Below are 21,878 nucleotides of genomic sequence, written 5' to 3'. Positions count from 1 at the left end.
CGTATTAAAAGCCTTTTAATGACAATTCACTATAGTGAAGGGATGGGCAGGATCGGTAAGGATAGGAGGCTCATTTGCATAAACAAGCGGTTGGAGGTACAGATGTGGTGAATATATCCGAAAATGTACAGGGTGTCCGAAAACGGACACCCTTGTTTTTTCTCTTTCCGCTTACTTTCAGTAGGTTATGATTTTGGCATGGATTTAGTGTATGTTAAGCGTTATGTCCGCAAACAATAAAATTTAAAGATATGGATAGAGAAATCCCCAAAGAAGTGCGTAGCAAGGAACGCAATAAGAAAATCATCCGCTACGGTGCTATCGGTGTGGCAGGTATCGTAGTGGTCAGTGTACTCATTTCATTGATGCGTACGGGAGTGAAGGAGAAAGACCTTGTGTTCTCCAAAGTAGGCAAGGGAACGATTGAAGTCAGCGTCAGCGCCTCCGGCAAGGTAGTCCCGGCATTCGAGGAAATCATCAACTCGCCCATCAATACCCGCATTTTGGAAGTGTACAGAAAAGGTGGCGACAGCGTGGATGTAGGTACCCCCATACTGAAACTGGACTTGCAGAGTGCCGAAACCGACTACAAGAAGATGCTGGACGAAGAGCAGATGCGCAGCTACAAGCTGAAACAGCTGAAACTCGACAACCAGACCAAGCTGACCGACCTTCAGATGAAAATAAGAGTCTCCGCCATGAAGCTGGACCGCATGAAGGTGGAGCTGCGCAACGAGCAGTACCTCGATAGCCTCGGTTCGGGTACCACCGACAAAGTGCGTCAAGCCGAACTGAGCTACAACGTAGCACAACTGGAATACGAGCAATTGCAGCAGCAATATGCCAACGAGAAGGAAGTGCTGGCTGCAGAATACCAAGTGCAGGAGTTGGACTTCAGCATGTTCCGCAAGACACTGGCCGAAACCAAACGTACGCTCGACGACGCGCAGGTGCGTTCGCCCCGGAAGGCCATCCTCACTTATATCAACAATCAGATTGGAGCCCAGGTTCCCGAAGGCTCACAGATTGCCGTCATCTCCGACTTGAGCCACTTCAAGGTGGAAGGCGAGATTGCCGATACTTATGGTGACCGTGTGGCTGCCGGCGGCAAGGCCATTGTGAAGATTGGCAGCGAAAAGCTGGAAGGTTCCGTAAGCAGTGTTACTCCGCTTTCGAAGAATGGCGTCATCTCCTTTACCGTGCAGTTGAATGAGGACAACAACCGCCGACTGCGTTCCGGTCTGAAAACCGACGTCTATGTGATGAATGCAGTGAAGGAAGACGTGATGCGCATAGCCAATGCCAGCTATTATGTGGGACGTGGGGAGTATGAACTTTTTGTACGCAATTCCGACAAGGAAATTGTAAAGCGCAAGGTGCAGCTGGGCGATTCCAACTTTGAGTTTGTAGAAGTGGTCAGTGGCTTGCAACCGGGTGATGAAGTGGTGGTGAGCGATATGAGTAACTATAAGAACAAGAATAAGTTGAAACTGAAATGATAAAGGTTTACTGGAAACAAGCCTGGGAACTGTTGAAGCAGAATAAACTGTTCAGCATGCTCTACATTGTGGGTACGGGGCTGGCCATTTTCTGGTTGCAGACACGTACGAGGCGCGAGGAAGTGGGAGTGATGCTGTCGTTCGGAGCTACACGTAGTGACATTGTCCGCCTGCTGATGGGCGAAGGCACGGTATTGACCGTGGTCGCTTCACTGACTGGTTTTCTGCTTTATTTGCAATATGCACTGAAAGAAGGGCTGGCCAAAGGACAGAATTGGGTGGAGAGCACAGAGAGCTATTGGGTGTCGGATTTCACCTCGCATTATCTGCTCGTGTCGCTCGTCATCTCACCTGCGGAAGCCCTGCGTGACGAATAGATGAAAACGGACAAGGTGTTCATTTTCGGACACCTTACTGCATGTATAAATAGCAGATAATCAATAATAAACGGTCTTGGCACAACTTTTGACCTCTTGAAACAGAAATTGTGCGGAATAGAAACGGAACAGAATAATAACAATTAAATACTTACCATTATGATTAAGTTAACTGGCATCAACAAGATTTATCGTACAAACGAGATTGAAACCGTGGCATTGGAAAATGTAAACCTCGAAGTGGACAAGGGAGAATTTCTCAGTATCATGGGACCTTCCGGTTGCGGAAAATCTACGTTGCTGAACATTATGGGTTTATTGGATGCACCCACCAGCGGTACCATCGAAATAGCTGGTACGAAAGTGGACGGCATGAAGGACAAGGAGCTGGCTGCTTTCCGTAACCAGAAGCTGGGTTTTGTGTTTCAGTCTTTCCATTTGATTAACTCGCTGAATGTATTGGATAATGTAGAGCTGCCTTTGCTGTATAGAAAGGTGTCTGCCAAAGAACGCCGCCGTTTGGCAGAAGAGGTATTGAAGAAGGTAGGTTTGAGCCACCGCATGCGCCACATGCCTACACAGCTTTCCGGCGGTCAGTGCCAGCGTGTAGCCATTGCCCGCGCCATTATCGGCAACCCGGAGATAATCCTCGCCGATGAGCCTACCGGTAACCTGGACTCCAAGATGGGGGCCGAAGTCATGGAGCTGTTGCATCAGCTGAACAAGGAAGACGGACGTACCATTGTGATGGTGACCCACAATGAAGAGCAGGCCAAACAGACTTCACGTACCATCCGTTTCTTCGACGGACGTCAGGTGGAATAATTACTGCTTAGCAACTGTCAACTATTAATTATCAACTATCAATTAAATGAAATGCAAACCGTAAGACAAGCTTTTACTATCTTGAAGCAGAATCCGCTGCTGAGTATAATTTCCATACTGGGTACGGCGTTTGCCATTACCATGATTATGGCTATTGTGATTATCTGGCAAACGAAGTATGCCGATTTGGAACCGGAAGTGAACCGTAGCCGGTGCCTTTATTTTTCTGCCATGCATATAAGCAGCAAGACAGAGAAGAGGATACAAAACTATAATACTCCTTCACCGGCATTTATGAAAGAATGTATACAGCCGCTGTCCGAAGTGGAAGCTTGTACTGCTTTTGCTCCGGCCAGTGCCGCTTTGGTGTCTCTTACAGATGGCAGCAACCGGGTAAAAGTGGATGCTATGCAGACCGACCAGGGTTTCTGGAAGGTATTCAGCCTGCAGTTTTTGGCAGGACATGGTTTCGGCGAAGAAGACCGTGCAGGAGGTACAAAGGCAGTTGTGGTTTGTGCTTCTGTGGCACGTAAGCTGTTTGGCACGACGGATGCGGTGGGGCAGCAGTTATTGTTGAACCGCGAACCGGTGCGTGTGATAGGAGTGGTAAAGGATGTTTCTGTCACGGCAAAGGATGCTTACGCACAAATATGGAGCATGTATCCGGCGGATAAGTTGGAAGTGACTTCGGTATGGAGTTATGGCGGTGATACTCATATTGCTGTACTGGCACGTACATCCGATGATTTCCAGACCATTCGTCAAGGTATTGCCAAACGGATAGAGGCTGTCAATGCAGGATTGGGAGATATGCAGCTAGACATCATGGAGCAACCGGACGGCATCGTGGCTCATGTGAACCATGTATGGTCTAACGTGGGACCGGATGTGACGATGCTATACCTGCAATATGCCATTGCATTGTTCATCATTCTGTTGGTGCCGTCGCTCAATTTGTGCGGACTGAGTAACAGCCGGATGCAGCAGCGCATCTCGGAGCTTGGAGTGCGTAAGGCCTTCGGTGGAACGCGCGGTGTACTGATACGCCAAATTCTGAATGAGAATCTGGTGCTGACACTGCTTGGCGGTGTGGGAGGATTGTTGTTCAGCTATGTGGCTGTATGGGGAATGCGTACCTGGCTTTTTACCAATGACCAGAATGTCGGTACGGCCGGTGACTTTAGCCTGAGCATGGAAGCATTGTTCAGTCCTTGGGTATTTCTGCTGGCTTTTGCTTTCTGCATGGTCATCAATATGCTTAGTGCCGGACTGCCTGCATGGATGGCGGCAAGACGGACAATTGTAGATTCACTAAACGATAAATAAAACAAGAAGTATTATGAAATTCATTTTACACAACTTACGCATGATATGGGCACGCCTGAGCAATAGTGGGTGGGTGTTGGCCGAACTCTTTCTGGTATTCATCGTGATGTGGTTTCTTTGCGATTCTCTGGGATGTATGAAATATACTTTCTATCGTCCGTTGGGATATGATATCGACCATGTTTATCGTCTTACTACGGTGCAGGGAGGCGAGAGCCGTGATACGACATTGCTCAATGCCGACAAGTATCTGAATATCCTGAAAAGGCTGGAGCAAGAACCGACTGTAGAGGCCGCCTCGTTGAGCTATTGGAGCTTGCCTATGAGTGGCGCGAATAGTTATAACACGCTGGCTGTACAAGATACCATCGGGCAGAACGGGCGTATAATTTATGCTACCGGTGGATATACACGGGTTTTTCATATGCAGGAGCAGCAAGGGCGGACTTTTGCCGCTTTGCCTGTCGGTATCAATAATGTGATGTTGAGCCAGGCTATTGCCGATGCCTTCAAGAAACGGTTGCCGGAATTCTCACTCAACACACCGCTGACATGGCGTGGAGATACGGTGAATACGGTTACTCAAGGTGGCATTGTCGGCAGCTTCCGCGATTACCGCTATGGCAATGACGCTCATTGGATTTTTATGCGCCTGGGCGAGCAGCTTATGCGTGAGAGATTCGGAAATCAGCAGGCGCAGATTGTGTTCCGTGTAAAGCCTGCTGCCGACGGGCCGGACTACCGGGAACAATTTCTCCGCGAGATAGCGCCGAGGCTGGATACGGACAATATATTTGTTGCCAGTGCGGAACCTTACACGCAAATGCAGGCACAGTTTGAAGTGATGTATGGAGATACGGACAAAGTGAACAGTCAGACAATAGTGGTGCTGTTCCTCTTGGGAAATGTCTTCTTGGGACTGATAGGTACTTTCTGGGTCCGCACGCGCCGCCGTCGCTCCGAAATAGCTTTGCGGTTGGCGATGGGTAGTACCAAGCAGCAGGTCTTTGCCCTTCTTATGGGAGAGGGGTTACTGCTGTTGGCGCTGGTTACTCTGCCTGCCATGCTGGTATGTTACAACGTAGGTGTCGGCGAATTCACCATTGGACGTACTGCATTGATTGCCACTTGGCCCGTGGAGTGGAGCATGATGCGCTTCCTGATAGGCTCGCTGGGGGCTTGGCTGCTGATAGCGCTGATGGTGATGATGGGCATTTGGTATCCGGCACGGCAAGCCATGAAGATAGAGCCGGCAGAGGCACTGCATGAAGAATAAGAAAATAATATCAACGATAAAAAAGAACGTATCATCTGTTTGTATCGAACACATCACTTGTTTGGGGCAAATACATCATCCGTTCGTACTAAACACATTGTCTGTTTTTTTTGAGTAAGTCATCATTGTAATAAATGAGCAAGAATATGAAGACAAATATTATAGGTGTTATCATCGCATTGGCATTGGCATTTGCAGGCGTAATTTGTGCATGGGGACAAGATAACAAAGTGAGTGAAGTGCGTAAGGTGGAGGCTTTCTCATCCATCAGGATAACTTCTGTGGGTACGGTTTACTTCACACAGAGCGACAGCTACTCCCTACAGATTGAAGGACGGGAGAAGTACGTGAAGAATACGGAGAGCACAGTGAAGGATGGTCATCTCACCATCGGCTTCAAGGATAAGAAGATGCGCAACCAAGATGACGGTGTCACCATCCGTCTCTCGGCTCCGGATTTAAAGATGGTGGAATTTGTCGGTGTGGGTGAATTCAACTGTGAGGAACCCTTGAAGCTGGATAAGCTGGAGTTTGAAGTGAAAGGCGTGGGTGATGTGCATGTGAAGGATTTGACTTGCCGCGACCTACGGGTGGCTTTGCGGGGTGTGGGTAGTGCCGACATCCATGTGGTTTGCGATTATCTCTCTGCCAAGGTGGGAGGAGTCGGCGAAATTACTCTGAGCGGAACTGCCGGGCATGCTGACATTTCTAAAGGAGGCATAGGCGGGGTAAATACTGATAATTTGAAAATAGGCCGTTCCCGCCCGAAAGGCGATGAAGGTGCAGCCCGCTGAAGCATTACATGATGAATAGAAAGTTATGAAACAAATTTTAGCTCTTGTCCACCAGAATCCCTTTTTCAGTGCTGTTTCCGTCATTGGTACGGCAGTGAGCATCACCTTTGTCATGGTCATTTACATGGTGTATGACATCCAGACGGCTGACTTGGCTCCCGAGTCGCACCGCAGTAGTATGGTATATTCCTCTTATGGATACTCTTACCGTAAGGCCGACCACAGCAATTCTAATACGGGTATGTCTTATCGGGCTGTTAACGCTATTTTTGCAGAACTTCCGGGTGCGGAACTTGTCACCTATCTGGGACCTACCTATCTTAGATATTGTGGGGATTCACCCGCGCGGGGAATGCACCGCACGGTTCGTCAGGTGGATTTGAACTATTGGCGTGTCTACGATATCCCTCTTGTGGCGGGCCGTCTTTTCAGTACCGAAGAGTTCGATGCTTGCCGGGATGTCGTGGTTATAGGCGAACAGCTTGCCCGCGAAGCTTTCGGGTCTGCCGAAACAGCCATTGGCAAGAATTATTTTGTTAACTTTCGCCCTAAGCGCATTGTCGGGGTCACCAAGGATGTGAGCTCTCTGTTCACATTTGCTTATGGAGAGTTGTGGATGCCTTATTCCACCCGGGATTCTGGTCTGGGCAGTGAAGGGCTGCGGGGAGGTTTCGAGGCTGTGGCTCTTGTCAGGCCCGGTGTCGGCAGAGAGGAGCTCAAGCGGCAGATAGAACAGTCGCTTGCCCGCTTCAACGAGACACTGACCGAATATAAACTGGAACTTCCCGATCTCAGCACTTATACGGAACGGCAGTTTTTCCGTAATGACACGATGAGCCCTGCCGTAACCTGCATAATTCTGGGGTTGATATTGCTTATTGTGCCCGCCATCAATGTCAGCGGACTTATATCTTCGCAAATGTCCCGTCGCATGGCTGAGCTTGCGGTAAGGAAAGCATACGGTGCCAGCCGTTCTACCTTGATGGTGCAGTTGCTCCGCGAGAACCTGGCCTTGGCATTTGCCGGCGCATTGCTCGGTTTTCTCTTTTCGTGCATATTCCTATGGCTGGGCAAGGACTGGATGCTTGGCGATGGCGCTCCCGGAGCGAATTTTGATGTAAGCATCTGGCTCTTCCTCCGACCTGCGGTTTTCGTGGCTGTATTGGTGGTATGTCTGTTGTTCAACCTGCTTTCTGTGTTTATTCCGGCCTGGCATGCCACTCGCCGTCCCATAGCCGAGGTTCTTGGCGGTGAATGAGCGGATAAACAAATTCTAATTTAAAAACAGTAACGAGTATGATACATTCTATTTTGCACCAGATATGGAACCAGCGCCGCAGTAACGGCTGGCTGTTTGCCGAGCTGTTGATTGTATTTACATTGATGTGGTATTGTGTGGATGTGCTCTATGGCTTTACCCATGCAGAGCGGCAGCCTAAGGGGTATGATTTGGAGCATGTCTATAAGATAAGGATTTCCTGCAACCCCACACAGATAGTGTCGTGCACGTCGGAAGACAGCCTGCAGACCTTCTGGTTCAAACCGATGGAGGAGGTGCTCCGGCGTATCAGGCAATATCCTGCAGTGGAAAGTGCTGCCACGTGGTTGGGTACCGATACCTATACCCGCGGGCGTGTTTACCAGGGGTATACGACGGACAGCGTGCATGTTGTCGAGACTACAGTGCGCTATGTGTCTCCCGAATATTTCGACGTCATGCGTATTCCGTTGTTGCAGGGGAATGTCTCGGATTGGAATTCCACTGCCAGTCCTCTGCCTGCCGTGGTGACCCGTGATTTGGCAGACAGTCTTTTTCAGACAAGTGCCGAGGCGGTGGGTCGCGAGTTCCTGGATTATTACAACGGAGGTCTTCGTTACTGTGTCTCTGCAGTCTGTGCTTTGCAGAAGACGGATGATTATGCCCGTTACGGACCTTTTGTTCTGACTCCTTTTCCCGGTTGGTTCTATGAGGCCCAGTACCTTCCGTTCATCTCCCTACGGATACGTCCGGAGGCGGATACGGATAATTTTGCAGCCCGTTTCTATCAGGATATGACGTCGCAGCTGCAGGTTGCTCCATTCTATCTTTTCGACATACAGAGCTATAAGGACCAGAAGATAGAACGGGATGCTGCCGAAGGAATCACCCCCTATATCCGTAGTGCAAGGCTTATTGTGATATTCTTCGTTTTCAATGTATTCATCGGGCTGATGGGAACTTTCTGGTTCCGTACCCGCCATCGCCGCAGCGAGATTGCTTTGCGCATGGCCATGGGCAGCAGCCGCGGAAGAATACGCTGGCAATTGCTGGGTGAAGGGTTGCTGCTGTTGGCGCTTGCCTCTATCCCCGCTTTGACAATATGTATCAATATGGTTATGGCGGATGTCACTTTTACGGAAGCCACGGATGCCACTTGGGGGAGATTTGGCATATGCGTTTCTATTGTCTGGGTATTGATGGCATTGATGGTGATTGCAGGAATCTGGTATCCGGCTTCACGGGCCATGGAGGTGCAGCCCGCTGAAGCATTGCATGATGAATGAGTTTTTTTGAGTAATCTGTGCTCATTCTAGGGAACGTATTTCCCCGTTTCAGGCGAGGTGGTGATACCGGATGCGAACGAATAATCATTCAATCCGTTTGCAGGCATTGGCTTGCAGGAACTCCTCCAATATATCCTCGTAATTGCCATGCAGCATGATGTGGTGGTTGCCCAGCGGTGTCTTGAGGAAATAATCGGCAGGAGAGTTCATCTTTATCCGCACTTGGGTGCGGCACATATTGATGTAGTTTGTATTCTCAACAAGCGCGCCGGTGCTTAAGTAATATTCGTCCAGACTCTCGTTTCCGCATTTCATGATGGTTACGTCTCCCGTTGGCAGAATTCCCTGAATACCGATGCCGCTCTCCGTTTCAAAATGGTTGCGTATGATGAATTGCTCCGTTTGTGCGATGCCGATGGTGCAGTGTGCCAAGATGATTTCATTGGTACGGGCATTTATCATGGAAGGGTTGGCCATGAAAGAGTTCTTTCCCGTCAGCACTTTTACGGCCAGCATGGTGAAGACGGATTGCAAATCACCTTCACATCCGGCAATGATTCCGTCGTCGTTCAGCAAGGCAAGGGCAAGGCAGCCGGTGGTTCCCGTTTGGTCTATCAGGCGGAAGCAGCTGAGGGTAATGGCGCTCAGTCGCTCTTCCTCTACAATCCTTTTGATGGCCCGATACAGCCGCACGGCCTTTATCATGTCTTCGGGGCTTGCCTCGCGGCAGGCAAGCGCTTTTTCTGCCAGGCTGGCGCATGCTTCGCCCACCTCCTCGTCCGTTATCTGTCCGTAGTATTCGTAAATGCGGTCCAATGAGACGTCTGTGTACTCGATACCCCAGCGGCGCTTGGCAAGCAGATAATCCACATTGCTGGCAACGAGCCAATTGGACGGAGTGCCCATTACGCCGATGCGCATGCCGAAAAGGCGGCGTTGTGCCATGAAATTGCTGTGCAGAACAAAGATACGCTTGATGGTCTCGGGCAGTTCTCCGTGAAGAATCTCGCTTTTCATTCCTCGGCCGCGCAGCCAGGAAGATATTTCGAGGGCTGCGGCCAGTGAGTTCTGCATGCCGTCTGCCAGGAGGATGGTGGGGCGGGGAAGGGACTCGAAATGCTGGATTACCAGTCTTTCCACGCCTCCGGTCGCGATGAATATGATGCTGAAGTCATCGGGTGATAACTTGTCTATGTCTTTGTAATCAATGAAGTTGACGGTAAAGTACTTCTCCAACTCAGTCAATATCACTTCGTGGGAGTTACGGATTGATGCTTGTTTATGCAGTATGGAAGCAAAAGTTATAAGGTTGATGACCATGATGTTATTTACAATTTTACAATTTACTGTTTATTAATTGAGCCTGCTTGGTTCGTTTGCTTTTTCAAAGGTACAAGTTTCTGTTTACATATCATAGAGTTTTCACGATAGATAAGTTTTTTAAAGTTTTTATTGTCCTGCCTTCCTTTTGGTTTCAAATAATTCGCTACATTTGCAACTTTAAGATAAAGTGATAGCAATGTCACCTATAGATACTCTATATTGAATAGTAAATCGTAAAATAGTAAATAGACCTCATGCCAACAATATCCATTCGCGGAATGGAGATGCCCGCATCTCCTATCAGAAAGCTTGCCCCTCTGGCAGATGCTGCCAAACAAAGAGGCGTACATGTATTCCACCTGAACATCGGACAGCCCGACCTGCCTACACCGCAAGTCGCGATTGACGCGATACGGAACGTCGACCGGAAAGTTCTGGAGTACAGCCCCAGTGCGGGATACCGCAGTTACCGCGAGAAGTTGGTGGGCTACTATGCGAAGTACAATATCAATCTGACTGCAGACGACATCATCATCACTTCCGGCGGTTCGGAGGCGGTGCTGTTTTCTTTCCTGGCTTGTCTCAATCCGGGTGATGAAATCATTGTTCCCGAGCCGGCCTATGCCAACTATATGGCGTTTGCCATCTCTGCCGGAGCCAAGATACGCACCATTGCCACGACCATCGAAGAGGGTTTCTCGTTGCCCAAGGTCGAGAAGTTCGAAGAGCTGATTAACGAGCGCACGCGTGCCATTTTGATTTGCAATCCCAACAATCCTACGGGTTACCTCTATACACGCCGTGAAATGAACCAGATTCGCGACCTTGTGAAGAAGTACGATTTGTTCCTTTTCTCGGACGAGGTGTACCGTGAATTTATTTATACGGGTTCTCCCTATATCTCTGCCTGCCATCTGGAGGGCATTGAGAACAACGTAGTGCTGATTGACTCCGTGTCCAAGCGCTATTCGGAGTGCGGCATCCGCATCGGTGCCCTGATTACGAAGAACAAGGAAATCAGGGATGCCGTCATGAAGTTCTGCCAGGCGCGCCTCAGTCCTCCGTTGATTGGCCAGATTGCCGCAGAAGCATCGCTGGATGCCGATGAGGATTACCTGCGCGACACATACGATGAATATGTAGAACGCCGTAAATGCCTGATTGACGGATTGAACCGCATACCGGGCGTATATTCGCCCATCCCGATGGGAGCGTTCTATACGGTGGCAAAGCTTCCGGTGGATGATTCCGACAAGTTCTGTGCCTGGTGTCTGTCGGAGTTCGAGTACGAGGGGCAGACGGTATTCATGGCTCCCGCTTCCGGTTTCTATACTACGCCGGGGTCCGGTCGCAACGAAGTGCGTATCGCATACGTACTGAAAAAAGACGACTTGAACCGCGCCTTGTTTGTCCTGCAAAAAGCATTGGAAGCCTATCCGGGACGAACCGAATAAAATGAAATAATTCATTAGGCGCGGATTACGCGGATTACACGGAAAACTTAAGATAAAGAGGTCTGTTTCAAATCTTCCGTGTAATCCGCGCCTACAAAATAATGGCCCATGAACTTATCTCGCTTTATAGCGTTGCGCATTTATCGCAACTCGGAGCCGGGCAAGCAGGTTTCCCGTCCGGCTGTTCTTATCGCCATGGTGGGCATTGCCCTCGGACTGGCGGTGATGATTATTGCCGTGTCCGTCATTGTCGGCTTCAAGAGCGAGGTAAGGGATAAGATTGTGGGGTTCAGTGCCCATATCCAGATTGGGAACTTGGATGCTGCTCGCTCTTATGAGACGCGTCCGGTGGTGGTGGGCGACAGCATGATGGCTGCGCTTTCCGACTATCCCGAAGTGGAGCATGTGCAACGCTACTCCACCAAGCTGGGGATAATAAAGACCGCCGATGCCTTTCAGGGAATGGTGCTGAAGGGTGTGGGGCAGGAATATGACAGCACCTTCTTCCACCGCCATCTGCTGGAGGGGGAGTTTCCGCAATTTAGCGATTCTGTTTCGTCCAACCGTGTAGTCATCTCAAAGTCTCTTGCCAGCAAGCTACAACTGAAGCTCGGTGACAAGATAGACACCTACTTCATCCAAGATGATGTGCGTGCCCGCCGCCTGAAGATTGTAGGTATCTATCAAACCAACTTCTCCGAATACGACAACCTGTTCCTGATTACCGACCTCTGTCTGGTGAATAGGCTGAATAACTGGGAGCCCGGCCAGGTGAGCGGTGTGGAGCTGGAAATACGCGATTATGACAAGCTGGAAGAAACCACCTATGAGATAGCTGCCGATGCGGACGGGAATCCCGACCGCTATGGTGCCGAGTATTGCGTCCGCAATGTAGAGCAGCTCAATCCCCAAATCTTTGTCTGGCTGGGCATTTTGGATGTCAATATCTGGGTCATTCTCATTCTGATGATTGGGGTGGCGGGGTTCACCATGGTGTCAGGCCTGCTGATTATCATCATAGAGCGTACCTCCATGATAGGCGTGTTGAAGTCTTTGGGAGCCAATAACTTTACCATCCGTAAAGTCTTCCTTTGGTTTTCGGTCTTTCTCATCGGGAAAGGTATGTTCTGGGGGAACATGATCGGCCTTGCATTCTATTTCGTGCAGCGCTGGTCTGGCTTGTTCAAACTCGACCCTGAAACCTATTACATGGCTACTGTTCCGGTATCTTTCAATATCTGGCTGTTTCTGCTGCTGAATGCTGGTGCATTGCTGGCTTCGCTACTGATGCTGCTGGGTCCTTCATTCCTGATTACACGCATCCATCCGGCAACTTCCATCCGTTACGAATAAGAGAGTCACTTTCTCAGAAAACCGCTTTTCTTGCGGAACAGGCAGTACCACTTCCAACGCAAAGACTGTATTGGCTGCAATAGGTCGAAAACCGGTAGGGTGAAGTAATAACTGCGCTGTTCTTCCAGGTCGCAGGCAGTCTTGTTGACAATGACGGCCTGCATGGTGAAACGGAGCAGGAACAAAAGAAAAGCCACGCCTGCTGCCAGCCAGTGGAAATGCAGAATGCCGATAATCATGGCGGCTGTCCAAGTTGCGTGGAATGCCAGGCGGCTCAGGGTTTCAAAACCGGCCAGCCGGCGTTGCATTCCATGATACAGCCGTGCTGTGGAGGCATAGCCTATTTTCTCTTCTTTCCAATCCTTGGCACGCAGAAGCGGCGGCATGCGCACAATGGCTTTGGCATCCGTTTCCACCCGTGTGTTTTCCGGGGTGGCCACGTGGTTGATGAACAAATCGTCGTCTCCGCGTTGCAGGTTGAGGTGTGCGGAGAATCCTTTCTGCTGGTAGAAGAGTTCCTTCCGGTAGGCCAGGTTACGCCCGATGCCCATGTAGGGGCTGCCTGCCAGGGCAAATCCCAGATAGCGCATGGAAGTGAACAGGTTGTCGAATGCAGCCCGTTTGTGCAGCCAGCCTTTGCCGCGCTCGTAGCCGCTGTAGCCCAGCACCACCTGGGTGCGTGGCGTGAAGTTGCGTGCCATCAGTCGCAGCCATTGGTTGCTTTGGGGCATGCAGTCAGCGTTGGTAAACACCATCCAGTCATATTTGCTGGCCTTGATTCCAAGCATCACGGCCAGTTTCTTGCGGCTGATGTAGCGGGAGGACTCGGGCACGAAGCTGTGGTAGAGATGGGGATATTTCTCTTCGAGGATGGTCAGGTAGTCCTCGCTCTTGTCGGTGTCGTCGTCGTTGATGACGATGACTTCAAATTTGGGGTAGTCCTGCTCCAGCACGGCGCTCAGGTTGCGGCGCAGATTTTCAGATTCCTCGCAGACGCAGATGATGACGGATATGGGTGGCAGTTCCTGGGTGAAATGCGTGTCTCCCTGTTTCACGGCACGGCTGCGTGCATGGATACGGTTGTAGAGACAGAGGTAGTAGATAATTTGAATAAGGAACAGGCCACCCGCCGCAGCGAGTACGATAATTTCAGTAGAATCTGATGTAAATGCTTCCATGTGCAGTAGGACGTTTATGTGCTGCAAATTTACACAATTTCCGGCACTACCTCAAACTTTGTTCCGGGAAAGTGCTTGGACAAATACTGCTTGATGTATTTCATCGTGTCTTCCTGGATAGTCTTGTCCTCCACAGTGGGGTAGAGGTTGTAAAGTACCGTATCGAGCGCGATGCTCCGGTTCTTGATGGCTTCGAAGTTCAGCAGGGTGTGGTTGATACTGCCCAGCTTTCCGGAGGTGACGAAGATAAGCGGGTACTGCTTCTCTGCAATGTAGTCTATCGTCAGGAAATCTTCGGTGAGGGGAACCATCAGACCTCCGGCGCCTTCCACGAGCACGGTATCATAGCGGTGGGAAAGTTCCCTGGTGGCACGCTCTATTTTTCCGAAGTCTATCGGGCGCTTGTCTATGCGAGCGGCGAGGTGGGGGGAGCAGGGATAGGAGAATATCTCGGGCATGGTCAGCCCCTCTTTGTCTTCCGGCAGATAGCCGGTTCCGGTGAGGCGACGGTGCAGGTCGATGTCCTCGGAATGACCGGTGTTGCCGGTCTGGATGAACTTCTGGGTGACGACACGCAGGCCGCGTTGCATAAGCTCACGGGCGTACCAGGCGGTGCAATAGCTTTTTCCGGCATCTGTATCAATGCCGCTGATGAAGTAGATGTTTTTTGTTTCCATTATTCTGTTTTTTTTCGTGCGACGATATAAATAGGGTGATAGGTTAGGCTTACGTTGCCTGCGGCATCACTGAACCGGGTGGTGTATGCTTCGCAGAAGGATTGCAGGCGGCTGCGCGTCCACATCCTTTTTTCCGTTCCCGTCACTCCGGTTTGCTTCAGATGCTTCAGCACTGCCTGAGGGGTGGGGAAGGACAGGGTCACTACCTCTTCCTCGGCATGGAGAACATCGAAGCCGGGAGAGAGCAGGGCTTGCAGCTCCTCAATGGAGAGATACTCCAGCCCGTGCCCCGTCAGTTGGCGTATTTCGTGCATGTTTGTGGTGCCGAAGGTGCTGAAGGCAAGCAGTCCGTCTGCCATCAGTACTTGGTGGCAGCGGGTGAGGAAAGCGCCAGGGTCATTGAACCATTGCAGGGTGGAGCACGAGGTTATCAGGTCGGTTTCTGCGGGGAAGTCGAGAGCTTCGGCATCACCGGGCAAGAAGCTGACGCGCGTAGTGCATAGCTCCCCGACGCATTCCTCCATATCCCGGCAGAGGTCGTTCAGCAACAGCGTTTCCGGTTGCAAGGTGTTCAGCAGGATGCGCGAGTAGCTGCCCGTTCCGCAGCCAAGCTCTACGATGTGGCGGAAGTGTGTAGGAAGTTGCGGACGGGGTATGCCTGCGGAAAGCAGGGCGTCAGTCAGCAGGCGCATCATTTTTTCGGCTACTTGCCGTTGCACGCTGGCTTCGCGGTCATAGGTGCTTCGCGAGTAGGAGAAGCGTTTTGCTACAAGTTCTTTGTCTATGGAGCGGGTAGGGATGTCTGTCATTTTTTTCAATTCTTTTATTGTCTATCCAGTTCTCTCAGATGGCTTAGAAAGTCGTCAATGGGCATCGACCACATGTCTTGCAGCAAGAAGCGGAACATTGGTTCGTCATAGTGGGCGCAGTCTACAACAATTAGTTTGTCATCATTGAACATGTCATCGAAATTTGTTTTCATATTTTCTAAAGGGAATATGCGGTCGTTGGCGCCTATGAAAGCGTAGTCATAATTGATGTATTGGCATTTATCGTTTGCATAGGCATCCGTCTCGTCATTATTGGGGTAGATATAATTGCCGTTTTCATCGATGGTTATCCCTCTCATTCGGGTGTATTTTTTCTCAATGAGTTCCAGCTCTTCCTTAATTTCGTTGAAGTCTCGGCGGGGAGTGATGGCAAGGAAGGCTTTGTAGGCATTGCTGTCTTTGCACATGCGGCGCATGAACTTCTGGAGCGAGGCGGGAGTCAATCCGCTCAAGGTGTCTCGGAAGGTCTTTTCGGGAATTCCATCTGTGTCACCGATAGGGGTAATGGTACCATTAAAAGCTATAAGCATCAGTTTCTCCTTGGGCACGGAAGCCAGTGCGATAGGAGCAGCCCATACGCCCATAGACCATGTCACTACGTTCACTTGCCGGTATTGCTCTAGGATGGAAGTATCGAAATCGAGCGTGCGGTAGTCATAGCAAATCATGTAGTCCATGCCTTGGGGGCAATATTGTTTAAAGGGTGTTTCGTCGGCGGCCCATCCTGCGAAGAACAGTAGCAGCTTGGGGTTGTTTTTTTTGATGATGTAAACTTGTCTCATAATAATATATGTGATGAGTTATCTTACACTATATATATTTAATCATTTCTTCTATCTCCTGCTCTGTAATGTCTGCCGTCAGCGAGAAGCGGATGCGTGATGTTCCTTCGGGCACCGTGGGCGGGCGTACCGGCAGTGCATAGAATCCATGCCTCTGCAGCAGCTCTGCGCACAACACGGTGTCGGTGCTGGGGCCGATAATCAAGGGGACGATATGGCTTGCGCTGGGGCATCCGTACCCCTTGGCTTGTAATGCTTCGCGTAGCGTCCGGCCGATTCTTGCCAGATGCTCGCGGCGGTCTTGCATTCCGGCAAGTTTCCGTACGATAAACAGTGTCCAGGCAATGCTTGTCGGAGGCAGTGCCGTGGTGAAGATGAGGGTTCGCATCCGGTTGACGAGGTACTCGCGTATCGTATGACAGCAGGCGATGTATGCGCCGGCAGATGCCGCTGCCTTGCCGAAGGTGCCCACGAGGAAATCTATATCCCGGATGCATCCGGTTTCTTCGGCGCAGCCCAGGCCTCGTGCTCCTTTTACGCCGAAGGCATGGGCTTCGTCCACATAGAGCAGTACGTTGGGATATTTTTTTTTCAGATGCACCAATGCCGTGAGGTCGGCTTGGTCACCGTCCATGCTGAAGATGCTTTCTGTGACGATAATCAGTTGCCGGTATGTCGTATGATGCTGTTCCAGCAGGCGTTCCAGTTGCGCCAGGTCGTTGTGGCGGAATCGGATGCAGCGTGCGGTGGATAGGCGGATGCCGTCGATGATGCTGGCATGCACCAGCTTGTCTGCCAATATCAGGGTTTGTGCATCGCTCACGGCGGGCAGAATCCCCATATTGGCATGATAGCCGCTATTGAGCACCAGCGCTGTCTCCGTGCCGAAAAGTGTGGCGAGTTCCGTCTCCAGTTCTTCGTAAATCCCGAAGTTTCCCGTCAGCAGGCGGGAGGAGGAGGAGGTCGGCAGGAAGTTGTCCGGCGTCAGATTTTGCAGGAATTCTTCCCTCAGCCGATGGTCGGCGGCCAGGCCCAGGTAGTCGTTGGACGAAAGGTTCAGCATGCGTCGGCCATCGGCTACCACTGTGCGCCCCTCGTGCGTCAGTTGCGGCAGTAGGCGCAGGTTGCTGTGTTCTTTTAGTGTTTGCAGTTCTTGCTGCATATATTCGGTTGTATTCATAATTCTTTTTAATGTGTCCATATGCCAATGTTAGCACATTCTTATAATTTTCATCAATCCTCCCGTCAGCTTTGTCAGCTGTTGCGGCTCTATAATGAACGGAGGCATCAGGTATACCAATCTTCCGAACGGGCGTACCCAGATTCCCTCTTCAACGAAGCGTTTCTGCATCCACGCCATGTCTACGGGCTCTTGGGTTTCAATCACCCCGATGGCTCCCAGCACACGTACATCCGTCACCTGCGGCAGTCGGCGTGCCGGCTCGAGCTCTTCCAGCAGTTGCCGGCTGATGCGGTTCACCTTTCCTTGCCAGTCGTATTCGGGCGAGGTCAGCAGCTTCACCGAAGCGCATGCCACGGCGCATGCCAGTGGATTCCCCATAAAGGTGGGGCCGTGCATAAACACCTCCGGCGTATGGTTGGAGATGGTATCCGCCACTTCGTTCGTTGTCAGTACGGCAGACAGCGTCATGTATCCGCCCGTTATGGCCTTTCCTATGCACATGATGTCCGGTTCCACACCCGCGTGCTCCCAGGCAAAGAGCTTTCCCGTCCGTCCGAAGCCCGTGGCTATTTCATCGAATATCAGCAGCAGGCCATGTTCCTTGCATATCTGTGCCGCTTCGCGCAGGTACTGGGGGTGGTAGAACCACATGCCGCCAGCGCCCTGCACCACAGGTTCGAGGATAAGCGCTGCCAGTTCCTCGTGATGCTCCTCTACCAGTTTCCGCAGTTCCACCGTATCCCGTTCATCCCATTCGCCGTGGAAGCGCGAGCGCGGCTGCGGCACGAAATAGCGCATCGGCAATGATGCCCCGAACAGCGAATGCATGCCCGTCACCGGGTCGCAGACAGACATGGCATTCCATGTATCCCCGTGATAGCCCGAACGGATAGTCACAAAATTGTTCTTCTTCGCCTTTCCCTTGCCATACCAGTACTGCACGGCCATTTTCAAGGCCACCTCTACTGCCACCGAGCCCGAGTCGGCATAGAATATCTTCTGCATGGACGGCGGGACAAGCGGTAGCAGCAACTGGCCCAGTTCAATGGCAGGGTCGTGTGTCAGCCCTCCGAACATCACATGCGACATCTTGCCCAGCTGTTCCTCTGCCGCCCGGTTCAGTATGGGGTGGTTGTATCCGTGGACGGCGCACCACCACGACGACATTCCCTCTACGAGGGTTTCTCCGCTTTCCAGGGTGATGGTGGCGCCTTCGGCACGCTTCACCTTGTACACCGGCAGCGGGTTGGTTGTAGAAGTATAGGGGTGCCAGAGGTGCTCTCTGTCGAACTGCGAACCGCAGAACCGGTATCCGGCATCTTCTATCAGCATCTTGTCTTCCGACACTTTCGAACCGAGCGTTGTCAGCAGGTCGCCCACGATGGCGGAGTTGATGCCGATGTGCAGCGCCTGCTTCACAGCCTCCTTGCTTAGTTGCGAGCGTCCTCCGGCAAAGCGGAGGAAAGCTGTCGGGTTGATGAAGCGGAAGAGGGCGATGGTGGTCAGTATTTCCTCCTCGCTGAGTGGTGCCTGCTGTTCCAGCGGTGTACCGGGGATGGGGCTCAGGAGGTTGATGGGGATGGACTGTACTTCCAGCTCGCGCAGTGTGAAGGCGAATTCGATACGTTGCTCCATGCTCTCGCCCATGCCGATGATGCCGCCGCTGCAGATGTCCATGCCTACGTTGCGGGCGGCTTGCAGGGTGCGCAACTTCTCTTCCTGCGTGTGCGTGCTGCACAGTTGGGGAAAGTAGGAGGGGGCTGTCTCCAGGTTGCAGTGATAGCGGGTGATGCCTGCGTCATGCAGTGCCCGCATTTCGTCTTCGTTGAGCAGTCCCAGTGATGCGCACAACTGGATGGACGAGTGCCGGCGCATGTGCCGGGCGGCTTCGCACAGTTTCTCCATGTTTCTGGAGGAGGGCTTCCGTCCACTGGTCACCAGCGAAAAACGTGCCACGCCCTGGGCTTCATTATGCCGGGCATGCCGCAGGCATTCTTCTTTGTCCACCAGGTCGTACACGTCTGCCTGGGTTTTGTAGTGCGACGACTGTGCACACCACTTGCAATTTTCCGGGCATCGTCCGGACTTGGCATTAATGATGGAGCACATATCAAACTCCTCCGAGGCCAGGCCCTGGGTTATCTCGTGGGCAGCTTCGTATAGTGCTTCCTTGTCGGGTTGCACAGCCAGCCATTCGGCTTCTTCCTTGCTGATGTGGCTGCCGCGCAGCACTTGTTCCTTCAACTTCTGTAGGGTCATATCTTTCTTGGGTTAAGTTCGTGGATAAAGACAGAGGTACGGATTGCCGGGGCGGTGCAGCTCGTCATTCTGCTGCATGGCTTCCGGTAATTCGTACCTCTTATTCTCTTTTGTTTCAGGCTATATGTGTCTTGTCCGCCTGTATTCCCGCAGGGGCGGATGACTTGTGTTTCAAAAAGAATGTGCCGGTTTGTTCCCAGCTCCGTGAGGATACTTGTTAGGGCGCTGCTGCTACCCAGCGGAATGCCGGTGTCGGTTTCTCTTCCTTCCGTTTTCCCTTTCCAGGTACTCTCTTCCCCGCATCCGGCATGTCCGTCGGTTCCCGCAGTTTTCTGTTTGGACAGAGAGCTGTCTGCCACGCTTTTGCGCAGGCAACCGATGGTGACACACCGTCCTATGCTGGCAAATGCAGCGTAGGCTTTTCTGCTCCAGCGGCGGAAGCGGATGGTAGGTGCGGTGGGTGATGTATTCCTCATGTTTTTTTCAGCCTGATGCGGTTTTGTTTCCTTTTAGCGGGTGCAAATGTAGAAAAAATAATTTCATAACGGTAACGGTAATGTATGAAAAAAGAAAAGGCTATCTATCCCAGACAGCCAATCTTTCGTTAACCTTAAATCTAATACTATGAAAAACACACTGCAAAGGTACGTGTTTTTTGATAGTCTCCAAATATGCAGTAAATAATATCATGTTTTATAACAACACTTAATAGTCATTAAGAAGTTTATCTGCAATAGTCATCATATATTTACCTTCAATATATCATCCGTTTGCCTTTAATGTATGATGCATTTGGTGTGGACGGATGATGCGTTTTTGTGAACTATATATTGGCAAACAACTATAACTTTTCAAATTTATGAATGTAATTGTAGAACGCTTCCAACGGCATAAAATTGTGAGCGACCCCGGTCTCGCCCATGTTGTACTATCTCCGTCAGAAACCCAAGACTTGCGGCACCATAGACGTCGATGTTCTTGCCGCCTCCATCCAGAAGAACTGTGTCATGACGAAAGGGCGACGTAAAGCACGTCATCGAAGCCCTGGTAGAGGAGATTCAAGGCAACCTTGCCAACGGTGACAAGGTGAAGCTGAACCAGCTGGGTACTTTTCACATGACGTTCCGCTGTCCCGGCATGGAGACCTCGGAGAAGTGTACGGTGCGCATTATCGCGAAGGTGAATATACGCTTTATCCTCGACACGGAGCTGAAGTTGGTGAACGGCAGCACCGCCGTGACCCGCAGCCCGGCTATGTGGACTATGTGCTCGACAAGCCCGAGGAGGGTAGTTCTGGCGAAGGCAATCAAGGCGTCGGTCCAGCAATGACGGTGATCAGGGCGAGAATCCGCTGGGATAAAAAATGAAATTTTATTCTGCATCATTTTGAGAGTTCTTTTTTGAGGAGATTTTTCTCTGTTTCTATGAGGATCATAGCAAGCTGTGTGGCAAATAGAAACAGGAAGATAGACCAGAAGGAAGCTCAAAAGAAGCTGAATAAAGAAATCTTTTTGAATATAATTTGAATAGGCTTAATCCTTAACCCTTAATCCTTAATTTAAATTTCCTCTCAGAGCCTGTTTAAATTTTCCTCAATAATAATCTTATAGCGGCTAATTTGACCATTTCCTCTGCCGAGTCGAATGTTAGTTCATAGTTTCGGCAGAGCCTTCTATTGTAATCCATCCATGAGAATGTTCTTTCCACAATCCATCTCTTTTGAATGGGTCTGAATCCCTGTTCCTTGTACGCACTGATAACAACCTGAATGACATATCCGAATTTCTTTCTTATGTTATCGACAAGTTCTCCTCGGTAACCTCCATCGGCAAGAATGTTTCTTACACTGGAGCACATCTCCTTAAGAACCCTCATCAGCAAATAAGCGGCTTTACTGTCATGCACATTAGCTATGGTGACCATAACGGCAATAAGAAAGCCATGCTTATCCACTATGACATGCCGTTTTATGCCTTTTACCTTTTTGTTTCCATCAATACCGTTCAAAGAAGCATTGTTCCCCCATCTGACGCTTTGACTGTCCATAATTCCTACACTGGGTTCCATGCTTTGACCGCGTTTCACACGTACATGCCCACGCAATCTCTCTAACAACAAGTCAAAATCCAACTCTTAAAAATTACACAATAATTTTGTTAAGCATGATTTTGCAGAAAGCAAGTTGAACCATAGGCTCT

18 protein-coding genes and 2 pseudogenes are annotated in these 21,878 nt (G+C 50.7%); 11 read left to right on the top strand and 9 right to left on the bottom strand.

From position 1 onward, the window contains the following. Positions 1–251: 251 nt before the first annotated feature. From E5355_RS12975 to E5355_RS12935, 8 genes and pseudogenes are all read left to right on the top strand, one after another. On the top strand, positions 252–1,499 hold the full coding sequence (locus E5355_RS12975) for an efflux RND transporter periplasmic adaptor subunit (protein ID WP_136010680.1): 1,248 nt from the start codon (positions 252–254) through the stop codon (positions 1,497–1,499). A gap of 29 nt (positions 1,500–1,528) precedes the next feature. After that, a pseudogene (locus E5355_RS12965) lies at positions 1,529–1,876 on the top strand (FtsX-like permease family protein); the annotation flags it as partial. 159 nt (positions 1,877–2,035) lie between these two features. Then, on the top strand, positions 2,036–2,701 hold the full coding sequence (locus tag E5355_RS12960; RefSeq protein WP_136010679.1) for an ABC transporter ATP-binding protein: 666 nt from the start codon (positions 2,036–2,038) through the stop codon (positions 2,699–2,701). Between the two features lie 51 nt (positions 2,702–2,752). Continuing rightward, positions 2,753–4,027 carry an ABC transporter permease gene (locus E5355_RS12955; protein WP_136010678.1) on the top strand — a complete coding sequence of 425 codons (1,275 nt, stop codon included), beginning with the start codon at positions 2,753–2,755 and terminating at the stop codon, positions 4,025–4,027. A gap of 13 nt (positions 4,028–4,040) precedes the next feature. Next, positions 4,041–5,303: an ABC transporter permease gene (locus tag E5355_RS12950; RefSeq protein WP_136010677.1), complete on the top strand. Its 1,263-nt coding sequence runs from the start codon at positions 4,041–4,043 to the stop codon at positions 5,301–5,303. A 146-nt stretch (positions 5,304–5,449) separates the two neighbouring features. Further along, on the top strand, positions 5,450–6,097 hold the full coding sequence (locus tag E5355_RS12945) for a GIN domain-containing protein (protein ID WP_136010676.1): 648 nt from the start codon (positions 5,450–5,452) through the stop codon (positions 6,095–6,097). 25 nt (positions 6,098–6,122) lie between these two features. After that, positions 6,123–7,355: an ABC transporter permease gene (locus E5355_RS12940; protein WP_136010675.1), complete on the top strand. Its 1,233-nt coding sequence runs from the start codon at positions 6,123–6,125 to the stop codon at positions 7,353–7,355. A 38-nt stretch (positions 7,356–7,393) separates the two neighbouring features. Continuing rightward, a complete protein-coding gene (locus tag E5355_RS12935; protein ID WP_136010674.1) occupies positions 7,394–8,641 on the top strand; it encodes an ABC transporter permease in 1,248 nt (415 codons plus the stop codon). Between the two features lie 84 nt (positions 8,642–8,725). Here the strand turns inward: E5355_RS12935 and E5355_RS12930 are convergent, their stop codons facing one another. Further along, positions 8,726–9,961 (bottom strand): fucose isomerase, encoded by a 1,236-nt coding sequence (locus E5355_RS12930; protein ID WP_136010673.1) that lies wholly within the window; start codon positions 9,959–9,961, stop codon positions 8,726–8,728. 257 nt (positions 9,962–10,218) lie between these two features. Here E5355_RS12930 and E5355_RS12925 point away from each other — a divergent pair, with 257 nt between their 5' ends. Both E5355_RS12925 and E5355_RS12920 read left to right on the top strand, forming a co-directional pair. Then, positions 10,219–11,418, top strand: coding sequence for a pyridoxal phosphate-dependent aminotransferase (locus E5355_RS12925; protein ID WP_136010672.1), 1,200 nt, complete (start codon positions 10,219–10,221; stop codon positions 11,416–11,418). A 108-nt stretch (positions 11,419–11,526) separates the two neighbouring features. Beyond that, positions 11,527–12,771 (top strand): ABC transporter permease, encoded by a 1,245-nt coding sequence (locus tag E5355_RS12920; protein ID WP_136010671.1) that lies wholly within the window; start codon positions 11,527–11,529, stop codon positions 12,769–12,771. Between the two features lie 5 nt (positions 12,772–12,776). Here the strand turns inward: E5355_RS12920 and E5355_RS12915 are convergent, their stop codons facing one another. From E5355_RS12915 to E5355_RS12885, 7 genes are read right to left on the bottom strand one after another with little or no spacing between them, the layout of a single operon-like run. Further along, on the bottom strand, positions 12,777–13,949 hold the full coding sequence (locus tag E5355_RS12915) for a glycosyltransferase (protein WP_136010670.1): 1,173 nt from the start codon (positions 13,947–13,949) through the stop codon (positions 12,777–12,779). Positions 13,950–13,978: 29 nt separating this feature from the next. Beyond that, complete coding sequence (gene bioD / locus E5355_RS12910) at positions 13,979–14,626, bottom strand: dethiobiotin synthase (protein WP_136010669.1); 648 nt, start codon at positions 14,624–14,626, stop codon at positions 13,979–13,981. Further along, positions 14,626–15,435 carry a malonyl-ACP O-methyltransferase BioC gene (bioC, locus tag E5355_RS12905; RefSeq protein ID WP_136010690.1) on the bottom strand — a complete coding sequence of 270 codons (810 nt, stop codon included), beginning with the start codon at positions 15,433–15,435 and terminating at the stop codon, positions 14,626–14,628. Before bioC ends, bioD begins: the two co-directional genes overlap by 1 nt. A gap of 14 nt (positions 15,436–15,449) precedes the next feature. Beyond that, positions 15,450–16,238 (bottom strand): pimeloyl-ACP methyl esterase BioG family protein, encoded by a 789-nt coding sequence (locus tag E5355_RS12900; protein WP_136010668.1) that lies wholly within the window; start codon positions 16,236–16,238, stop codon positions 15,450–15,452. 28 nt (positions 16,239–16,266) lie between these two features. Continuing rightward, positions 16,267–17,418: an 8-amino-7-oxononanoate synthase gene (locus tag E5355_RS12895; protein ID WP_136010667.1), complete on the bottom strand. Its 1,152-nt coding sequence runs from the start codon at positions 17,416–17,418 to the stop codon at positions 16,267–16,269. 30 nt (positions 17,419–17,448) lie between these two features. Continuing rightward, positions 17,449–19,680, bottom strand: coding sequence for an adenosylmethionine--8-amino-7-oxononanoate transaminase (bioA, locus tag E5355_RS12890; RefSeq protein WP_136010666.1), 2,232 nt, complete (start codon positions 19,678–19,680; stop codon positions 17,449–17,451). Beyond that, positions 19,677–20,156 (bottom strand): hypothetical protein, encoded by a 480-nt coding sequence (locus tag E5355_RS12885; RefSeq protein WP_136010665.1) that lies wholly within the window; start codon positions 20,154–20,156, stop codon positions 19,677–19,679. The genes bioA and E5355_RS12885 overlap by 4 nt, the downstream gene beginning before the upstream one ends. 383 nt (positions 20,157–20,539) lie before the next feature. Here E5355_RS12885 and E5355_RS12880 point away from each other — a divergent pair. After that, positions 20,540–21,040 (top strand): annotated as a pseudogene (locus E5355_RS12880) (HU family DNA-binding protein). 221 nt (positions 21,041–21,261) lie between these two features. Here the strand turns inward: E5355_RS12880 and E5355_RS12875 are convergent. After that, positions 21,262–21,747 carry a transposase gene (locus tag E5355_RS12875; protein ID WP_246866953.1) on the bottom strand — a complete coding sequence of 162 codons (486 nt, stop codon included), beginning with the start codon at positions 21,745–21,747 and terminating at the stop codon, positions 21,262–21,264. Between the last annotated feature and the right edge of the window lie 131 nt (positions 21,748–21,878).

This window comes from Bacteroides muris (ex Afrizal et al. 2022) (genome assembly GCF_004793475.1).
Classification (GTDB): Bacteria; Bacteroidota; Bacteroidia; order Bacteroidales; family Bacteroidaceae; genus Bacteroides; species Bacteroides muris.
This window is presented reverse-complemented; position numbering and strand designations above follow the sequence as displayed.